Raw genomic sequence first — 19,555 nt, 5'->3', positions numbered from 1 at the left:
CCCCTTTAAATTTGTAACCTTTATTTTTTCACAAGCTGCTTCGTTACAAAGCTTGTTGTGTAAATACCACTCTGGAATACTTCATCTTCTAAAACTTGCAGAAGCATCGGCGTATTTGTTTTAATACCCTCTACTTTTAGTTCTTCTAGTGCTGCTTGTAGCTTTTGAATTGCTTCTCCTCGCGTTTCCCCATGTGCTATTACTTTCGCAATCATCGGATCATAAAACGGGGTAATTGCTACACCATCTTCTAAGAAATGATCAATGCGCACTGATGTTGGAAGAGATAGAGATGTAATTTTCCCTGGTGATGGGAAAAACGTTTTTGGATCTTCAGCATAAATACGCGCTTCAATGGCATGACCACTACGTTTTACTTCATCCTGTGTAAACGAAAGGGTTTCGCCTGATGCAATTCGCAATTGCTGCTCAACTAAATCAAGACCAGTAATTTCTTCTGTTACCGGATGTTCTACTTGTAATCTCGTATTCATTTCTAAGAAATAGAAATTTTTCTCATCATCAACAAGAAATTCAATCGTTCCTGCATTCGTATAACCGAGCGCCTTCGCAGCTTTTACTGCAATCTCTCCCATTTCTTTGCGTATTTCTTCATCTAAAAATGGAGACGGGGCTTCTTCAATTACTTTTTGATTACGGCGTTGTACTGAACATTCGCGTTCCCACAAATACACCGTATTTCCTTGTTTATCAGCAAGCACTTGAATCTCAATATGATGCGCATTTGTAATCAATCGTTCCATATACATTTCTCCGTTTCCGAAGAAATTCTTTGCACGCGTTTGATTACTTTCAAACGCTTGAGTGAGCGCTTGTTCAGTTTCTATCACTTGCATACCGATGCCTCCGCCGCCAGCGGATGCCTTTAACATAAGTGGATAACCAATTTGGCCTGCAATCTCTTTTGCTTCTTCAACAGTTGGAATGCTAGATGAAATACCAGGTACAATCGGAACTTCAGCCGTTAACATTGCTTTGCGAGACTCAATTTTGCTTCCCATCTTTGCAATCACATCTTTTGAAGGACCGATAAAGACAATTCCTTCTTCTTCACAACGAGCTGCAAATGTTGTGTTCTCTGACAACAATCCGTAACCTGGATGAATTGCCTCTGCTTTTGTTTCTTTTGCAATTTCAATAATCTTTTCAAGATTTAGATAACTTTCTTGAACGCGCGGTCCACCGACAAGATGCGCTTCGCTTGCCATCTTTACATGAAGGGCAGACTCATCAGCTTCTGAATAAATTGCAACTGTTTGAATCCCAAGTTTTTCACACGTCTTTATAATCCGAACAGCAATTTCACCGCGATTGGCAATTAATATTTTTCGAAACATAGTGAACCCTCCTCTTAGCGACATCCTAAATGTCTTGAAATAACGAGACGTTGAATTTCAGAAGTACCTTCACCAATTTCTAATAGCTTTGCATCACGAATATGACGCTCTACTTCATACTCACGCATATATCCGTAACCACCATGAATTTGCACCGCTTGATTGGATACGCGGCTTGCTGTTTCAGATGCAAAAAGTTTTGCCATCGCAGCTTCTTTTCCAAATGGTTTATCATTGTCTTTTAACCAAGCAGCTTTATGTACCATATTGCGTGCCAATTCAATTTCTGTTGCCATATCTGCTAATTTAAATTGAATTGCTTGGAAGTTTGATAAAGAACGACCAAATTGTTTGCGCTCTTTTGCATATTGCAGTGCACGTTCAAATGCAGATTGAGCAATCCCTACTGCTAATGCAGCAATTGAAATACGACCACCATCTAACGTATATAAAAATTGTTTAAATCCTTTATTTACATCCCCAAGAATATTTTCCTTCGGTACACGAACGCCATCTAAAACAATTTCACATGTATTGGAAGCACGAACACCCATTTTGTCGTATGGACTAGAAATTGTTAATCCCTCGCTATTTGTTGGAACGATAAAAGCAGAAATACGTTTTTTGCCGTTTTCTTCAACACCGTTGATAGCGGTTACAATAATCGTATTTGCATACTCAGCATTTGTAATCCAGCACTTCTCGCCATTAATTACATATTCATCGCCATCCAATACTGCTTTCGTTTGTGTGCCGCCAGCATCAGACCCAGCATTTGGCTCCGTTAATCCAAATGCACCAAGTGTCTTACCCGATGCCATTGGAACTAAATATTTTTGTTTTTGTTCTTCCGTACCAAAATAATAAATTGGAGAAGCACCCAGTGAGATTGTTGCCGCATAACTTAATCCTGTGCCACCACAAGCACGGCCAATTTCTTCAACTGCTAGTGCATACGATAACGTATCGCCGCCAGAACCACCGTATTCTTCAGGGAATGGGATTCCTAACAAACCAAGTTCGCCCATCTTTTGAAACGTTTCATATGGGAATTCTGCCGTTTTGTCGTAATACACAGCCTTCGGAGCGATTTCCTTTTCAGCAAAGTCGCGCACCATTTCTTTGATCATTTGTTTTTCTCTAGTAAGAGTAAATTCCATTTGTCACACCCCTTATCGAATTCGTTATTTCGACAGCGTGCGCGTATATAGTACAAACTTTACTCTAAAGAAAGAACGAATAGTAGTAAGATAATTGCTACAATTCTGTCACAATTTAATTGTAAAACAGAATCTGTACTATTGCACAAAAAAATTCCTACATTGTTCTACAACAACATAGGAATGAAGAAGTCGAATTATGCAGTTTTTTGTTTAATAATCTCGCCCTTTCCCAGAATCTGTGATTTCCACTAACATTTCTGGATACGGTTCAAAATATGTTTGTCTCAGTAAATATGTTTCTTCAAATCGGATTGCCCACGATTTTAAAATGGTAAGTAAGCTGCTTAATGGTATTTTCTTTTCCGCATACTTACTGAGTAAAGAAAGAAAATGATCTTTTTCTTCTTTCTTTACTTTATTTTTAAAATATCCGAAAATATGCTGACATACGTTGATATTTGATGTATACCTCGGTGTACGATTTAACAATTCATACAATATTTCATCATACTTTGCAAACACTTCATCAATCGAATGTTTTTCCTTATTCGCAATGACGCGCCCTAATTCTTTTTGCTTCGTTTGATTATACGCCATGAATAAGTACTTATAATCAGATTGAAACTCAACTAATGCTTTCATATTCTTATTTTTCTTCAATGTTTTAAAATGTGCAATTGTAAATAGTTGCGTCAAAAAATGTTCGCGGATGATAAAATTCGACAATCTTCCTTCTTCCTCAATCGCTAAATGTGAAAATCCCGCTAAAACAGCACTACCAAATAACCCGGCGCCCTTGCCTTTTGTAGGTGCCTTTCCTAATCCAGCATATATTTTCACATCACGCGTTCCGCAGCTTGGTGACCTATTTTTCAAAATAAAACCATCCACATCTGGTAGAGAAGATAAAAAGACATTTGAAAATTGCTGCATTTTCTCCGTTAAATCGGCACCTGTTGATGGCTGCACTAATTTTTGCGTCCCATCTTGGTCGACAATACGAATCGTTTCTCTTGGAATGCCAAGTCCAATCTCCACTTCTGGGCAAACTGGAATGAATTCTACATACGGCTGTAAATTACGTACTGTTTCATCAGAAAGCTTATCACCGTTATAACGACATGCTTCAAATTCTAAACATTTACTTACGACAACTGTTGGTTTTACAAATTGCCTCATATAATTACCTCCGAGGTGTTAGCCCGTATAAAATGAATTGAACGGTAGACTCGATTTCAGCCTCATCATCCCACTTTTCTTCTGGTAGTAATAAAAAACGAGTTAAAATTAAGCCAATAACAGCTGATATGGTAAATCGTAATACTGCTGGTGTTGGAATTTCAATAATTTGTCCTTGCTTTTGAAAATGATCCGCAATTTTTTCAAAACGAGAGTAAATTTCCTTTGCGAATAGTTGCTGGATTTCATCTTTCAATTCAGGTTGAAACGGTACTTCTTGAATTAAAATTTTCAGCATCGGAAAATGCTTTCTCGCAAATTCAAAGCGATTCCGGATCACCGTACGTAAAAAGTTTTCATATGAATCATACGTATTGTCAAATATTTCTTTCACAAAAGTTTGCACAAAAAATGGTGCAGCAAATTTCGTTAACGTTGGCATCACAACAGCAAACAACAAATCTTTTTTCGTTTTATAGTAGCGGAAAATCGTTCCTTCTGCTACACCGGCACGCTTCGCAATTTCACTCGTTGAAGTTGCCGAATATCCTTTTTCACTAAACATGTCTACTGCCGCTTCTAAAATGCGCATTTGCCGTTCATTACGCTTATCTGTCCCTGTGGCGGCAATTAGTTCTTCTAGCCAATCCTCTTTCATAACATACTCCTTTTTTCTTCCATTATATTCTTCTATGCTTCTTCAAAGCAAACACGTTACCGAATGTAAACACAATCGCAAATAATAATAAAACACCAAGATCACCAGCAATTTCGCTAAATCCTTGATTTCGAATCATAACTTGTCGCATCGCATCTGCACCGTATGTTAATGGAAATAACTTTCCTAATAGCTGTAACCACTTATTCATAGACTCAATCGGAAATAAACCAGAAAAGAAAATTTGCGGTACGATAACCAATGGAATAAACTGAATCATTTGAAATTCATTGTTTGCATACGCTGATAAAAATGTTCCAAGCGTTAATGCTGTTAATGAAAGCATACATGTAATAAGTAACGTCAGCCACGGTGAACCTGCAACATATAAATCAAGAACATACACAGAAAAACTAACAATTAGGACGGATTGTAAAAACGCAAAGATACCGAACCCAATAATATAACCCGCAACAATCTCCCAGCGCCGAATTGGGGTCGATAATAATCGTTCTAAAGTACCGCTTAAACGCTCCCTGACAAATGAGACGCCCGATAAAATAAAGACAAAGAAGAATGTAAAGAAACCAATTAATACCGGACCTAATCCATCAAACATCGTAAAATCAGATGAGCCGTGTAAATAAGAAACATCTGGCTTCATCACTGCCGATTCTGGTTTTTCCATACTCTTTTGCAAAACTTGCATAACCGCACGATTTTTCGATGAATCACTGCCTTCTAACGTTACTTTCATCTTTCCATGATCTACAGTAACTATCGCATCAATTGCTTGATCTTCTAATTTCCTATGTGCCTTGTCTTTATCGTACTCATAAATAGAAGCATCTTGTTTTTTCATTGCGTCTACAATTGGTGCTGGTACATCAACTAAAGCAATATGAGGCTTGTAGTCTTTTTGTGTAAATACAAGTGAAAGAAGCCAAAGAAGTAGCATCGGTGCTCCGAACATAAGCGCAAGCGATCGTTTATCTCGGAAAAATTGACGAATAATACGGATAACAACTCCAAATACTCTCATCGTTCCACTGCTCCTTCCAGTAAAAAGACATCTTCAATACGTCCAGATGTTGTTCGCTTTTTTAATTCTATTGGAGAACCAGTTGCGATTAACTTCCCCTCACGAATTAAGCCAAGACGTTCACAAAACTCTGCTTCATCCATAATGTGCGTTGTAACAATAATTGTTGTTCCTTGTTTTTTCAGCTCATAAAACTTATCCCAAATTGATTTTCGTAAAACAGGATCGATACCGACAGTCGGTTCATCCAAAATAAGAAGCTTTGGTTCATGCAAAAGTGACATAGCAAGTGATAAACGCTTCTTCATTCCACCTGAAAAATGTTGCACTTGCTTTTTGGCATCCTCAGATAACTGCACAAGCCCAAAAACTTCAGATATACGTTCTCTCTTTTGTTTTCCCTTTAACCCATACATTGTCGCAATAAAATCAGCATTTTCATAAGCGGATAGTTCATCATACAATGCATCAGCTTGAGCCATATATCCAATTTGTTTCATTCCATTCAAATTTGGCATAACCGTTTGCAGTGCAGTTACTTCCCCTGATGTTGCCTCGCTAATACCAGCAATCATTTTAATAAGTGTTGTCTTCCCTGAACCAGACGGACCGACTAAACCAAAAATTTCAGCTTCGCGGACAGAAAATGAAATATCTTGAATCACTTGTTTCTTTCCAAAATACTTTGAAACACCTTTAAGCGATACTGCCTCATTTTTTAGAGACATAAATTTTCCTCCTCTTCACGTTTATGAGTGAGTACTCACTTTTATTTTAAACTGATATTACTATATGTCAAATGATTCTTTTTGTTGTTAATAATTAACACTATCTCCTATTGTCTTTTATATTAAGCTCTGTTATTTTTTTATTATTCCTTTGAATGAGTTGTAATAAAACAAAGAAGCGATCTACTTCTGTCGATTCAAATTGACTATAATCAATTTTGTTATTCATTTTTAAAGTTAGTAGCAAATTATTGTTTAGGTATTCTTCAATATGATCAGTTATATATTGAATAGTATTTTCATCTTCAGGTTCCGAGAATCCTAACTTTTCGATTTCTTTCAGAATTGGTTTGAATTTTTCATATGCTTCATATGCATTTTTACCATCTTTGTATTCATCACCTATTATTGTAGAATAAAATAAACCATCTACTTCCACTCGGAATTGAATGTGTTTATTATCTTTTACTTGAACGGTATGATATACATGTCCCATATTCCCTGAATGTATTTCTTCCCAATCTGTTACAATAACATCAATCCCATATTTTTCTTTAAAGTATATTCTCACCTCTTTTTCATTTTCATAGTTACAACCACTCAAAAATAAGAAACATACAGCTAACAATATTACGTTTTTAATTGCTTTCAATATAAACGCCTCTTTATTATGAAGTTTTTCTTTATTAGATGTTAAGCTATAGCTACTATAGAGATGATTTCATTGATAAATAGAACCTCCTTCACTATTAAAATGCATATTCAAATTATACCATGGTAAAATTATTCTATATTTTTGTGTTATTTTTCTAACCCTCTTAGAATTCTTTAATCAAAAAGAAGCAAAACGGTACAATTTTTTTATAAACATCACGACTTTATTTCAAAACCACAATAAAATATATGTAAATGGACAATTGGAGATGGTAAATGTGAAACATTTTGTGTTTGAAGACGATGAATTAATGGGCGGATGGGAAGAGACATTACATATTTTTGAACATACCAAAAGAAAAGATGAATACGCCAGTATCAAAACCCTGGAGGAGTTTGCAGTACAATGTCAATTCATTGAAGGGAGAAATAGACATTGGTTTTGGTATAAAGGGAAGAATGTTAAAGAAATGACCATAGAGGAGTATGAAGAAAAAATTAGAGAAGAACAAGAAGAATTAAAGGCGATATCCAAAGAAGAATTCCTAAAAGTGAGAAACGAATATGCTCCTTTTATCAAACCTATTGAATTTCCTAGTGATGGAATCAGACTTGCTTATGCTTATGAACCAGAATGAAATAATGTATTTTTTGTTGTGGAAACAGAAGAATGTTATTTTGCTGTATATTGGTCCACAAGCGCTAAAAAAAGATTTTATTTAAAATTAAGGCATTTTCAATAAATTATAAATGAATTTGCTCTATAAATAGAGTCCTATATTAATAGGACTCTATTCCTCATTCTTTACCATACCAATTTTTCAATATTTTTATATCTGCAGCTGATGATTTTTTTAATTTCTTGAAGTAATTTGCAAGCTTACAGAACAAATCGAAATATCATACTTTCACACCAAATAATAAACGTAAAAAGGGCTTTAGATTTATTTCTCAGGATACCGTTCTTTTACAAGTTCTTCGATGCTATTACTTTTTTTGATTTCTTCTGATGATAACCAGGATTTATATCTTGTTCCATCCTTGTTGGTTAAACATATGGTAAATTCTTTATTATATAGTTCCTCTTTAAGGATAGTGGTTACCTTTGTTAGATCCTCAATTAAAGGGGGATCGTTTTTAAATTCCGTACTATTAATAACTAAATTCACTTTATACCCCGGACACTCCCCATCTTTCGGATGTGAACAAGTAATACCTTCAATTGCAAAACGGTCGTTTTGAACTTCTTTTAATCTGTCTCCTACTTTTGTTTGGGTTTGAATCAAATATGTCCAATAACCGTCTAAAGTGTTTTTCATTGTTAGTAGCAGTTCTTCTTTCGTTATAACTTTTTGCACATTTTCAAAAGGGAGACCTATAGATTCACCATTATGATCCTTAATTGCAAGTTCTGTTATATTTTTATTACTCTTTTGAATGAGTTGGAATAGAGCATATAAACGATCTAATTCTGCTGATTCAAATTGACTATAATCAATCTTGTTACTCGTTTTTAAAGTTAATAACAACTCATCAGTTGGTTTTTCTTCCCTATAATCAACTATATACTGAAGTACATTTTCTTTTTCAAATTCCTCGTAGCCTAACTTTTGAATTTCTTTTAAAATTGGTTTAAATTTCTTATATTCCTCATATGTATTTTTTCCGTATTGGTATTCATCACCTTTTATTCTTGAATAGAAGATGCCATCTACCTCTACTCGAAATTGCATATTTTTGTTGTTTTTTTTTGAACGGTATGATATGTATGTCCCATATTCCCTTCATGTATAGCGCCCCAATCTGTTACAACAACATCGATTCCATGTTTTTCTTTTATATATTTTTTTACCTGATCTTCATTTTTATAATTACAACCACTCAAAAATAAGAAACATACCACTAACAACATTGCATTTTTCATTCTTTTCATAAAACCTCTTATACCCCTTCCCTACGTAAGAAATGATTCCTGGTTGTGCAGTAAATCCAAATCCACCTTTTCCCTAATCAGTATTTATATTCATTAATACTCTATCACACTGAAAACTATAAAACATATAGTTCATCATCATTAGTGATAAAATTCTGTTCAGTAAGAAAATAAATGTACGACTAGGTTTTATACCTAATCCCTTCCTTATTGTTATTAACTTTGTTTCACATAGCTAGTTGTGTTGAATGTCTCATTATTGAATAATTGCAGGTTCTTTTTATCATAGTTTTGGACTTTATACTCTACGTCTTTGTGTATAACTTCTGCTTCTGTTTCATTTCTAATCGGATACATAAATGTTAAAATGATCGAAAAATAATATGTCATGGTAATAAAATGAAACTTAATTAATATATCCCCAAAAACAAAAATAACTTTGTTTTTGGGGATATATTAACTTTAGCTTGATGGACATGTAGTGGTAATAATTGAAACCATGTAGAGCCATAAAGTGAAACTTTAATCAGTGGGGGTTTTCTTCATCCCCCACTGATTATCAGCCCTCACCAATCGGGCTTTTACGGGCAGTAATACTCCCATCTAACTTCTTAAGAAAAGCGGAAGCGGCTCGCTCAGAATCGCAGAACATTGGAGCACCCGACAGAGAGGCGCTTTTGGCCTCGTCCGAGGGGGAGAAACGACCGGAGATTCTAGCCGCTAGAGCTGGACAACAAAGAAATGTGGAAGTGGCTCGCCCAGAATGTGAGGGGGATGGAGCTTCTGACGTAGAGGTGTTTTTTACCTCGTAGGAAGAAGCGAAGCCACCGAACATTCTAGCCACTGGAACTGGACAATGCTTTCGCTGAATTTTGAAGTGGGAGTATTACTGCCCACGAATAGCGGGATAAATAAGCGTTGCAAAAATCAACATATGCGATTTTTCTAGAATCTAAGCTGAGAAATCATTAATAATTTCTACCACTTCAATTTTTCCGTTAATCAAAAGCTTAGGAAGCTCATTTTTCACATTACCCTTCCAATATTCTCTAGCTTGTTCAATTTTTTGAGAGAAAGGAGCCCCATCTTCCTTTGGTAAAAGCTTTCCATCTCCCTCAAAAGAATTCCCAATAACTCGAAGTTTAACAATCTGCAAAACGTTCCGATTGTAAGAATCAAATAATTCTTTCCATCTCAAAGCGTCTTACCTTTTCGATTGTTCCTATTCACTTCCAGGTGTTTTTTTATTGTTTTCCATTTTAGAATGTACAGGGAATTCCATGACAGCTTTTAGACCTCTTTGGTCCTTGTCGCTTGCAAGAATAAGGCGGCCATGATGGGCCTGCACAATCCTTGCCACCATCGGAATCCCCAAACCGTGACCTTGCTGGACAGTTCGCTTTCTCCTTGATGAATAAGGCAATTCGGTAATCTCCGTCAATTTCTCCTTCGGAATTCCCCGTCCATTATCCCTTACGATAAAGCGATATTGGGAGCGGTCCTTGGATAAAGCGGTTTCTAGTATGATTTCACAACCCTGTGGGTTATGAAGTACACTGTTTTGGACAAGATTACTAATTGCCCGAAGCAGCAATTTCTCGTCCCCAATGATCTGAACTGCTTCAACAGTCAGTTTTAAATCAATGTCATACTGGTCATCCAATCCATTATTCAAAAAATCCGTGGCAACTTGTCTCGCCAAAACCGATAGCCGGATGTGCTTCAAATGCAAAGGCTGCATTTCATACTCGAGCATGGAGACTAGATTCAGATCGCTTACAAGTGAGCGTAGCTTCTCACCCTGATGCCGGATGATACTAGCCCGATGTCTCTGCTCCTCCGGCAAGTCCAAATTATCCTCCATTTCGCTTGCATAGCCGAGAACAATCGAGAGCGGAGTCCGGATATCATGAGAAATCCCGGAAATCCAGTTAGAACGTGCTTCATCTCGTGCCTTCAACGCGGCCGTCTTATTCTGAAGCTTAGCCGACGCGGAATTCATGCTCTGGGCCAAATCACCGAATATACCTTTGGAATCTAACTGAACTGCTTCCTCCCTAGCAAGATTGTGAACCCCAGACACAAGAGGACGTATCCCCCTTATGAGACGCATGCCAATCACGACAGAAATTAGCAGAGTTATCCCCAAATTAAAGAGCAGCAGCAGCACGAGCCGCAGGGGCATCGATCTTAACCAATCAGAAAGAAAATCAAATTGATACTTCCAGTGGCTTTCCTTTGGATACCCCACTACGATTAGGCCGTCCTCATGTTCCAAAATATAGACAGGATATTGCAAAAGATAATAACGTGAGAACTTGGCTACATCGACTAGATTGTAGAACCTTGGAACATCGTTAGGCAGATGGTAATCCCATTGCACATGGCCATCTCCACCAATCAGCATGGCCCATGCATGATTGTGCTGCAGAAGCTTGGCAGCGCGCTCGTCCAGACGATAGCCGGTGTCCTGCTTGCCCAATCCTTGAGCCACTTGCTTAAGTACACCTTCCGGGGACGGGCGTTGATTAATTTCCTTGAATACCAGCGTGCCTAGCAGTACGAAATTAAAAATAAGCAGAAATATCGAAATAAAGATGGTCGTCGTGGCAAACCGGCTTAATATACGAATAATTCCTTCCACTCAATGTTTCTCCTTCACCAGCAGTTTATATCCCAGTCCCCTGACGGTGAGAAGATGGATTGGTTTGGAAGGATCCAGCTCGATTTTTTCACGGATCCGCCTAATATGAACCATCAAAGTATTTTCATAACCGTAGCTGTCATCTCCCCAAACGGCCTGACATAGGGCATCGCTCGTAACGATTCGCCCCTGATTTTCATACAACTTCACAAGAATGGCATGCTCCTTTGCCGTTAATGGCATCTCCTTCTGATTCCTGTGCACGACAACGCTTTCTAAATTAATGATCTGTTCCCCTAATCGGAAGACAGATAGACGCTCTGCCACGGAAGAGGAGTAGACCCGCTTCAGAATTGCCATGAGCCGTAATACCAGCTCGCGCGGCAGGAACGGCTTGACAATGTAATCATCTGCCCCCAAACCTAGTCCGAGCAGCCGGTCTTCATCCTCGCCCCGGGCGGAGAGAAAAAGGACTGGCATGTCCGAGAACTGCCTGATGGAAGACAGAAGTGAAAATCCGTCACCATCGGGCAGCATGACATCAAGAATCACGATATCTGGCTTGCCAGTGTGGCAGAATGACAGAGCTGAAGTGTAGTCGGAGGCAGTGTAAATGCGGAAAAAGCCCTCTTTTCTTAAAAATCTTTCAATCATTATTCTGATTTCTGATTCATCATCTACAATTAATATTTTTTTGTCTTTTAAATTTTCCATCCTGCATCACCTAATTTTATTATACATGAAAAAGGAAATTATTGGCGTTTCATTTCGTACTCACCTTAACTTTAATGCAGGCTGACGCACAACCTTAACACCCTATTTTAAAGCCTGTAAAATTATATTATGTTCTTAACTTGATGGATATTGGACGTCTCCTTCTTCTTTCAGATCCTTATTATTTTCGATACTGCTGTTGCACCGCCTTAGGCAGCTCTTTGAAGTTAACCTCTTCCCAGTGCGTGACGCCCCGAAGCAGTGTATCATATAGCTGGACGTAAGCCCCCTCTCTCAATTGCTTTCCGACCGAAAAACTGAGTTTTTTCTTCATTCCTTTCTCATCATAGGCAGTCAACTCATAGTCGTAACGCCCATTCTCCTTCTGAACGCCAGCGCCAGTTATCTCTGTGTAATAGACGGTTTTCCCCGCAGGATTGTCAGGTGTAAGCTTCTCCGGAGTGAAGAAGAACATCCACAAGCATGCCCCAATCACAATGATGAACCCAAGTACTAACACTATTTTTTTCATCATAAATTCCTCCTAGGCTCAATCAGGATAAGACAATGTCTTTATTCTTCAACCGTCGGGTTGACATCAACGCAAAAATAATAACGAAAGCCATATTGATCACCCAAAACAGAAAGTTCTGCATGTCCGTCAACTTATCCTGACTCATCACACTCATGCCAATGTTGAGCAATGAGAACGGGAATAGCATTCCAAACTGGCCAATATACATCCCCAGACCGATAAAGACCCCGCACAGACTAATACCGATCGGTGTGGCAAAGCTACGGATCCGTAGCGACAGTCCCAATTGCAAAGCACTAATAGACAGCGAAGCATACCATCCACGTATCGCCCATCCTATAGTCTCTACAGGGAATGATCCGGGCAAGGAGAACAAGGTACCTATAAGCCAGTAGAGTCCTATGAATAGCCCTTGTGCGAATAAAATTAAAATACTAACCATAATCAATTTGGCAAGAAACACATTGGCAACCGATACAGGAGATGTCATAACCATATTCCAATTTCGGTTTAAATGTTCCAGTCTACATATGTAGGAACAACAGATGGCAATCAGAATAGGTAGAAAAAAAACACCGTAAAACAGGCTGACCTGGGTCCACAAGCTGTACCAACCATTTTGCAGGACGCCCTGGTTCATATAATAATTCGCACAGCCAATCAGCAAACTTATAATAGGAAGTACAGCAAGTACAAGACCAATCCGGGAATGGCGCAGTTTGAGCCATTCAACAGAAATACTTCGTTTCATCAACTTCCCTCCTCAGATTTCCTGCCGGGTTACATAGATGCTTCCGGCGAAGTAAAACAGAACGGTCATAATCAGCGCCGCCACTACAATTCCAAAGCTTACTGGTTGTACCATATAGGTGCTTGCAGACTCAGCGTATAGATAAGTAACCGGGCTGAGATCCAAATAATAAGACCAAATAAAAATGTGTCTAGTAACAGCTGGAAATAATCCGGCAGTCATTCCTATGAAGCCACCCAGCATGCCAAAGCACAGCGCAAAGGCCTGATTTTTGATGGAAAAAGAAACCCATTGCTGAAGTGCTGTAACAGCGAGAGTCGTCAGTAAGGTACCCCCAATGAACCGGATTAGTAATTCGATAGGAGGAACGCCGGGGAAACCCTTTATTAGTCCGAACACAATCATGAATACGGCCTGTGCAAAGATACCGTACAGGAGCAGACTATTGGCGCATATATACTTCACTGCGTATAGATGCCTGCGTCTCACATTGGTAGCAACAAGCATTTTCCAAGTCGCTCCCTTATGCTCCATATCACAAATACGTGAGACAACAATGGCTGAAATAATCGGCATAAAAAGCCCATTCATGGAGGATATACTAAAAAAAACCGATTCCCAAACGGCGTTATCCGGATTGCTAGCAATTGCCCGGCTAATAGACATAAAGGCCCACAGCATCTCCACGACAAGAAATAATATAATCATGATCCATATTTTTTTGCGACGGATTTTGAAGAATTCTAGTCCTAATATTTTGATCACAAGCTCCGCTCCTTTCCTGTCAACTCCAGGAAAATATCCTCCAGACTTTTCGTCTGCCCCTCGATCCGAGTGACAGAGATTTTTTGTTCAACAAGCAATCTGTTCATTTCCGCCACTTCCGCATCCCGAAGATTGTCGAATTCAAGCCGGCTGCTGCTTTGGATCGGGCTGTAACCTTGAGTGAAAAGTAGCTGCTCCGCTTTGGCATTGTCTCCGGTTTTTATACAAATGGTTTTTCTATTCTTTTGCCGCAGGCTTTCCATACTACCCTGGAACAGCAGATTTCCTTCACTGATAATACCTACTGAAGTAGCAATCTGTTCTATCTCCGAGAGTAGGTGGCTGGAAAGCAATATGGTTATTCCATAGCGTGCGGGTAATGATTTGATAAGCTCTCGGATTTCACCAATGCCCGCGGGATCAAGACCGTTCGTCGGCTCATCAAGAATCAGTAGCTTTGGAAACGCGAGCAGAGCCATTGCGATTCCCAGCCGTTGCTTCATTCCTAGTGAATATTGTTCAGCTTTTTTGTTTTTCTGATTTTCTAGTCGTACGATACGAAGCGCTTCATCTACGTTTTTATCTGGTACGTTCCGCAGGCGCTGCATAATCTTCATATTCTCAAGCCCTGTCAGATGCCCGTAGTAGGAGGGAGATTCAATCAACGATCCTGTACGTTGCAGAATGGATGAACGATGTTTGCTTAGACTTTCCCCGAAAATTTTGATTGTCCCTTCAGAAGGCTTGATGAGTCCTAACAACATTTTTAGCGTGGTTGTTTTCCCCGCTCCATTTGGACCCAGAAACCCGTAGATTTCTCCTTCCTGAACATGAAGATCAACTTTATTTACACGATTAATAGCCCCATACATTTTGGATAGGTTTTGCGTTTGTACAATAGCCGAAGCACTCATATGAAAAGTCAGCTCCATTCAAAATTTTTAGATGTTTCTCTTCTCTTTCAACTGTAATGCGTCCACCTTTCCATAGTCTAAAGAGAACCTTACATCAACCTTAAATCACTTATTTTGTATTAACCTCTTAACTAACAAATGAAGTTTGATAATTTATAATAAAAATGTTTACAAACATTATTCATATTATTCTATTAAAGATTTAGATCGTGAAATAAGTTTTAAAACATGTTAACGTGGACCGATAATCGCATTAAGGACAGACATTTGTGATCATAGAAGATAGAGATGTGCTATTATTTGAAATAAGAAAAAATTCTTTATTTTAGGAGAGTGTAGGTCATGATTATTAAATTTATTCGTTTTCGCTAATTTAAGGTACAGTTCATTTATGCTCATTCATTCTTTAAAAACTTGTGAGTTTATTTGGGTGTACCTTTTTTTATTAACCAAATTCGAATGAAATGAGGAACTAATCATGAATGAAAAGATTTTTAAAATGAATGGAATTGATATATGTACAGAAAGTTTCGGCAATCCAGCCAATCCGGCAATCTTATTGATTATGGGAGCTATGTGTTCGATGATTTATTGGGATGAAGAATTCTGCCAAAAAATAGCTGATAAAGGGAGATTTGTTATCCGATACGATAATAGGGACGTCGGACGTTCCATTGTATATGAACCTGGGACTTCTAACTATACTGTGGCAGACATGGCTGATGATGCTGTTGGGGTACTTGATGCATATCATATTGACAAAGCACACATTTTCGGAATGTCATTGGGAGGTATGATTGCTCAAGTCGCAGCATTAAGACACCCACAAAGAATTTTAACTCTCACTTTAATGGCTTCGAGTATTTTTGGATCTGATGAAAACAGCCGGAATTTGCCTCCAATGGATGAAAAAATACTAGCTTACCACGCGAATGGAGCCACGCTGAATTGGTCGGATCAAGATTCAGTAGCACATTATTTAGTTGCAGGGGCAAAATTGCTCTGTGGTTCAAAGCATACATTTGATGAAAAGAGGGCTTATAAGCAAGTAATTACAGAAATTAAACGAGCTAATAATCTCCTCAGCATGTTTAATCATGCACTTCTTAAAGGGGATGATTCCTACGAGGGGATGTTAACAAAAATCAATGTACCTGTTTTGGTTATTCATGGTACAGAAGATACGGTACTCCCATATGAACATGGTCTAGCTCTTGCTAATGAAATTCCCAATTCATCATTATTGACTCTTGAAGGCACGGGTCATGAAAATCACTTTGATGATTGGGATAGGATCATTAATGCTATTTCAGATCATACTTCTGTCTTGTAAGCACTACCGGATTCAAATAACTTAAATCCAAGAAAGGTTATAAACAAGTTTATAACCTTTCTTCAGAGTCCTATATTAATAGGACTCTATTCCTCATTCTTTACCATAACAATTTATATAATATATTAACATATATAATATCTTAGATTCATTTTATATTTAATTAAATCCACCTAAAAAAGAGATTTCCTATTCACACAATCCTTGTTATCAGTAGCTATTTTAATTTTTTACTTAAAACAACACTTCTGTAGTTTGTAATTTCCCAATTGATATATTCAATGAAACGATATCCCTTATCACCATAATATTTAATAAGATGACTGGCTCCCTCAGCTGTATCTAACGCGAGCTCCCCTATCCCTTCTTTTATTGCTAATTCTTCAACTAATTCAATCAACTTTCTTCCGATTCCCATTGATTGATAAGAAGGATGGATGCCAAACTGACCTATTGTTGCTACATTAGCTTTATTATACCAATTACATCCTTTGTTGTTCTCTGGTGAGTAATAAGAAATTGAACCAATAATTTTATTATCTCGAATGGCAACAAGGCATAATGCCTTGTTAATTCGTTCAAGAGTAATACTAGAATCCTGATAACTTGCCAGATATTTAAAACCTAAATCAGCCAGTTTTTTATATGACTTATTTAACACTCTGGTTAATTGTTCAATATCATCTTTTTTACTATCAAAAACACGAATATGTATCCCGTTATAACTAGCTAAAATATTTTTTTGAACTGTACTCATATATATCCCCTTTTATCTATCGCATCACTTCCAATAATCTTTCATTAAAATAGTAGACCAATTTGCTTGTTTAATTTCATTCTTGGGAAGAAATTCCTTCATTACAGGTTTAATATCAATAATAGGCGTTCCATCTATTGCATCTAATCCTTTTACCACTAATTTATTACCAGTATGCTCTATCAATTCAACTGTAGTTACACCTAATTTATTCGGTCTATTTTTTCCTCTTTGCGAAAAGATCCCAACTTTAGGGAAATCAGGGTTATTTCTCGGATGCCTTGCTTCATACTGAACTTTATCATCAGATACCTTATCAAAATAAAAAATCATTTCTAAGTGTGAAAAATCTTCTATTCCTTGTAATGCAGATTCATTTAATTCATCAGTTAGTTCAATTACTGAAACAACACAACCCCAATTATCATCTTTCATTTCTTCACGAGAATTATGAACATATGCAACTGGTTTAATTGTAATTTCCATATAAATCCCTCCAGACACTCCTTTTTATTAATTCTATAAGACACCTAACAATAATTAAATTTTGTTTTTCTTATTAACTTAATAAGTTTTACGAATAACCTACTAAAAAAATATTTCACTCTCTAAAATTATTTCTATTTTACTTGCTAAATTCAGCAAGTAAAATATTTTTAAAGTTAGCTTTACCCATACTGTTCAAATTGACGGCCAACGTATGCTTGCCTCCAAGTGTACCTCCAACAAGAGTAATAAACCCTGGAATGCTACCTGTGTGTCCCCATATCGAGACACCGTTTGGAAGCTTAGTTTCATAGATTCCAAGACCATATCCGCTGATTTCAGCACTTCCTGTAGGAACTGTAGTAAGCATTTGTTTTAATTGCTGTTCCTTCAGTAATTTGCCACTGAGTAAGTAAGAGAAGAATTTGTTTAAGTCGTCAGCAGTAGAAATCATATCTCCAGCCGAGCTAGCTATACTTGGGTTATAATAAGTAACGTCTTTCAGCTCACTTGCTCCGTCTGGTTGGACATATCCACGGGCATGCTTGGTGCCTGGAATAACGCTTGAATTTCCAGGTAGGAATGTATTTGACAACTCAAGCGGTTCAATAATCCGATTTTCAATCTCTTCCGCATAGCTGTTTCCGGTTACTTTTTCAATAAGGATACCCAGTAATACGTATCCTGTGTCTGAATAAGACCAGCCCTTTCCTGGGGCAAAGTCTGGAGGCAGAGAAAGTCCAATCTTCACTATTTCTTCAGCGGTATATGTTTTTTTTGTATTCATCATATCAGCGTCTTTTGACCTTAAGTATTCAGCGATACCACTTGTATGGTTCAATATCTGCCGGATCGTAATCTGGTTACCATCATATCCGTTTCCTTGAATGACACCAGGCAACCATTTTTCGATGGAGTCGTCTAGATTCAGGCGGTTCTCTCCAGCTAATTGAAGTACAACCGTTGCAGTGAACGTCTTCGTCACGCTGCCGATGCGAAAGCGAAAATCTGTTTTCATTGGTTGCTTGGTGCTCAAATTCGCTACCCCAGCGGCATAACCCCACGCTTTTCCATCCTCGGAAGTTTTAGCGAGTATCCCCGGGATTCCAAGTTGCAATATATCACGCATTGCTTGCTTGACGGAATTACGATCTCGTTGAGTGCTTGTTTGTAACGAACTAGATACATTTTGAGTGGGCTCTGCTTTTACAATTGAGGTTGGCGTTGTGTATAACAGGGAACTTCCAGCTATTAAAAGGGTCAGGCTTGCAAATGTAATTTGACTACGTGTTTTCATAAGGCATTCCTCTCCTCTATTCATATTGTATAGGTGGTTGCTTACTGTTTCATACTAACCACACAGCTATCGTCTCCACTAATGACAAAAGGTCAACATTAAATTCGTAATCATCTTCATAATGATTATTTTTACAAACGCCATTCTGTCCTAACAAACGGTAAATCCCTCTTTTTCCACATGTATGTTAACCCTAGAAATTACTTCTTTTCCTTGAAACACTTTTGTTAACTGGTTTGTTTTTCATATATACGTCATATCTGTTCCGCCTTTCACGCCTCGTTATATTTTTATCATACGCAATGAAACTTTCTTTTTCCTTACCCATTCCTTACAAATTACTTACGTTCAAAATAGCTTCTATAATAGGGTATAAGGAAGATCTGTGCCGAAAAAAAATATTTTCCAATAAATATATTAATCAAAAAGAAACACAGAAGTTTTTCGCTTCTATGTTTCTTTTTTTCGTCCTTTAAATATTAAAGAATCGGTTTACTCTTAACAGGGTGAATTCCGGTTCTTTTCTAATGTGATTTTTCTTCTTGCGATACAACATGACATTGTGCTGCATGAAACACTCCTAACGTTGTTAAAATCACTTGTTTCTAAGTGGAAATTTATTTAACCTAGGAGGTGTATTCCAT

General features: G+C 37.7%; 17 protein-coding genes and 4 pseudogenes. 2 read left to right on the top strand and 19 right to left on the bottom strand.

The features are described 5' to 3' along the window. Positions 1 to 20: 20 nt before the first annotated feature. From MR076_RS05100 to MR076_RS05070, 7 genes and pseudogenes are all read right to left on the bottom strand, one after another. The gene (locus tag MR076_RS05100) at positions 21 to 1,358 is read right to left on the bottom strand and encodes an acetyl-CoA carboxylase biotin carboxylase subunit (RefSeq protein ID WP_242218317.1); all 1,338 of its coding nucleotides are present in this window, start codon (positions 1,356 to 1,358) and stop codon (positions 21 to 23) included. A gap of 14 nt (positions 1,359 to 1,372) precedes the next feature. Next, the gene (locus MR076_RS05095; RefSeq protein WP_035430131.1) at positions 1,373 to 2,518 is read right to left on the bottom strand and encodes an acyl-CoA dehydrogenase; all 1,146 of its coding nucleotides are present in this window, start codon (positions 2,516 to 2,518) and stop codon (positions 1,373 to 1,375) included. A gap of 213 nt (positions 2,519 to 2,731) precedes the next feature. After that, complete coding sequence (locus tag MR076_RS05090; RefSeq protein WP_242218313.1) at positions 2,732 to 3,700, bottom strand: YbgA family protein; 969 nt, start codon at positions 3,698 to 3,700, stop codon at positions 2,732 to 2,734. Between the two features lie 4 nt (positions 3,701 to 3,704). Continuing rightward, positions 3,705 to 4,358 carry a TetR/AcrR family transcriptional regulator gene (locus MR076_RS05085; protein WP_242218311.1) on the bottom strand — a complete coding sequence of 218 codons (654 nt, stop codon included), beginning with the start codon at positions 4,356 to 4,358 and terminating at the stop codon, positions 3,705 to 3,707. Positions 4,359 to 4,380: 22 nt separating this feature from the next. Continuing rightward, complete coding sequence (locus MR076_RS05080) at positions 4,381 to 5,400, bottom strand: ABC transporter permease (protein WP_242218308.1); 1,020 nt, start codon at positions 5,398 to 5,400, stop codon at positions 4,381 to 4,383. Continuing rightward, positions 5,397 to 6,128: an ABC transporter ATP-binding protein gene (locus tag MR076_RS05075; protein ID WP_242218307.1), complete on the bottom strand. Its 732-nt coding sequence runs from the start codon at positions 6,126 to 6,128 to the stop codon at positions 5,397 to 5,399. Before MR076_RS05075 ends, MR076_RS05080 begins: the two co-directional genes overlap by 4 nt. A 112-nt stretch (positions 6,129 to 6,240) precedes the next feature. After that, positions 6,241 to 6,780: pseudogene (locus MR076_RS05070) on the bottom strand (hypothetical protein); the annotation flags it as partial. A 280-nt stretch (positions 6,781 to 7,060) separates the two neighbouring features. On the opposite strand from MR076_RS05070, the gene MR076_RS05065 reads away from it, so the two are divergent. Then, positions 7,061 to 7,420, top strand: a complete 360-nt coding sequence (locus tag MR076_RS05065; protein ID WP_242218304.1) for a hypothetical protein — start codon at positions 7,061 to 7,063, stop codon at positions 7,418 to 7,420. 306 nt (positions 7,421 to 7,726) lie between these two features. On the opposite strand, the pseudogene MR076_RS05060 reads toward MR076_RS05065, so the two are convergent. From MR076_RS05060 to MR076_RS05025, 8 genes and pseudogenes are all read right to left on the bottom strand, one after another. Then, a pseudogene (locus MR076_RS05060) lies at positions 7,727 to 8,715 on the bottom strand (hypothetical protein). A 952-nt stretch (positions 8,716 to 9,667) separates the two neighbouring features. Beyond that, positions 9,668 to 9,919 (bottom strand): annotated as a pseudogene (locus MR076_RS05055) (DUF2441 domain-containing protein); the annotation flags it as partial. 18 nt (positions 9,920 to 9,937) lie between these two features. Next, complete coding sequence (locus tag MR076_RS05050; protein ID WP_242218301.1) at positions 9,938 to 11,359, bottom strand: sensor histidine kinase; 1,422 nt, start codon at positions 11,357 to 11,359, stop codon at positions 9,938 to 9,940. Further along, entirely contained in the window at positions 11,360 to 12,073 is a 714-nt protein-coding gene (locus MR076_RS05045; protein WP_242218299.1) for a response regulator transcription factor, read from the bottom strand. It abuts the gene before it with no gap. Positions 12,074 to 12,254: 181 nt separating this feature from the next. Next, a complete protein-coding gene (locus MR076_RS05040) occupies positions 12,255 to 12,605 on the bottom strand; it encodes a YxeA family protein (protein WP_242218296.1) in 351 nt (116 codons plus the stop codon). A gap of 22 nt (positions 12,606 to 12,627) precedes the next feature. Then, positions 12,628 to 13,359: an ABC transporter permease gene (locus MR076_RS05035; protein ID WP_242218294.1), complete on the bottom strand. Its 732-nt coding sequence runs from the start codon at positions 13,357 to 13,359 to the stop codon at positions 12,628 to 12,630. 12 nt (positions 13,360 to 13,371) lie between these two features. Continuing rightward, complete coding sequence (locus MR076_RS05030) at positions 13,372 to 14,124, bottom strand: ABC transporter permease (RefSeq protein ID WP_242218292.1); 753 nt, start codon at positions 14,122 to 14,124, stop codon at positions 13,372 to 13,374. Next, positions 14,121 to 15,038 carry an ABC transporter ATP-binding protein gene (locus MR076_RS05025; protein ID WP_242218290.1) on the bottom strand — a complete coding sequence of 306 codons (918 nt, stop codon included), beginning with the start codon at positions 15,036 to 15,038 and terminating at the stop codon, positions 14,121 to 14,123. Before MR076_RS05025 ends, MR076_RS05030 begins: the two co-directional genes overlap by 4 nt. A 478-nt stretch (positions 15,039 to 15,516) precedes the next feature. Here MR076_RS05025 and mle point away from each other — a divergent pair, with 478 nt between their 5' ends. After that, positions 15,517 to 16,371, top strand: coding sequence for an alpha/beta fold macrolide esterase (gene mle, locus MR076_RS05020; protein WP_242218288.1), 855 nt, complete (start codon positions 15,517 to 15,519; stop codon positions 16,369 to 16,371). Positions 16,372 to 16,588: 217 nt separating this feature from the next. Here the strand turns inward: mle and MR076_RS05015 are convergent, their stop codons facing one another. The 4 genes and pseudogenes from MR076_RS05015 to MR076_RS26735 form a co-directional block, all read right to left on the bottom strand. Then, complete coding sequence (locus tag MR076_RS05015; protein WP_242218285.1) at positions 16,589 to 17,128, bottom strand: GNAT family N-acetyltransferase; 540 nt, start codon at positions 17,126 to 17,128, stop codon at positions 16,589 to 16,591. A 24-nt stretch (positions 17,129 to 17,152) separates the two neighbouring features. After that, entirely contained in the window at positions 17,153 to 17,614 is a 462-nt protein-coding gene (tsaA, locus tag MR076_RS05010; RefSeq protein ID WP_242218279.1) for a tRNA (N6-threonylcarbamoyladenosine(37)-N6)-methyltransferase TrmO, read from the bottom strand. A 139-nt stretch (positions 17,615 to 17,753) separates the two neighbouring features. Further along, positions 17,754 to 18,911, bottom strand: a complete 1,158-nt coding sequence (locus tag MR076_RS05005) for a serine hydrolase domain-containing protein (RefSeq protein ID WP_242218277.1) — start codon at positions 18,909 to 18,911, stop codon at positions 17,754 to 17,756. A 96-nt stretch (positions 18,912 to 19,007) separates the two neighbouring features. Then, a pseudogene (locus MR076_RS26735) lies at positions 19,008 to 19,133 on the bottom strand (ABC transporter ATP-binding protein); the annotation flags it as partial. Positions 19,134 to 19,555: the final 422 nt, after the last annotated feature.

This window comes from Bacillus cereus group sp. BfR-BA-01380 (genome assembly GCF_022663535.1).
Taxonomy (GTDB): Bacteria; Bacillota; Bacilli; order Bacillales; family Bacillaceae_G; genus Bacillus_A; species Bacillus_A cereus_BB.
This window is presented reverse-complemented; position numbering and strand designations above follow the sequence as displayed.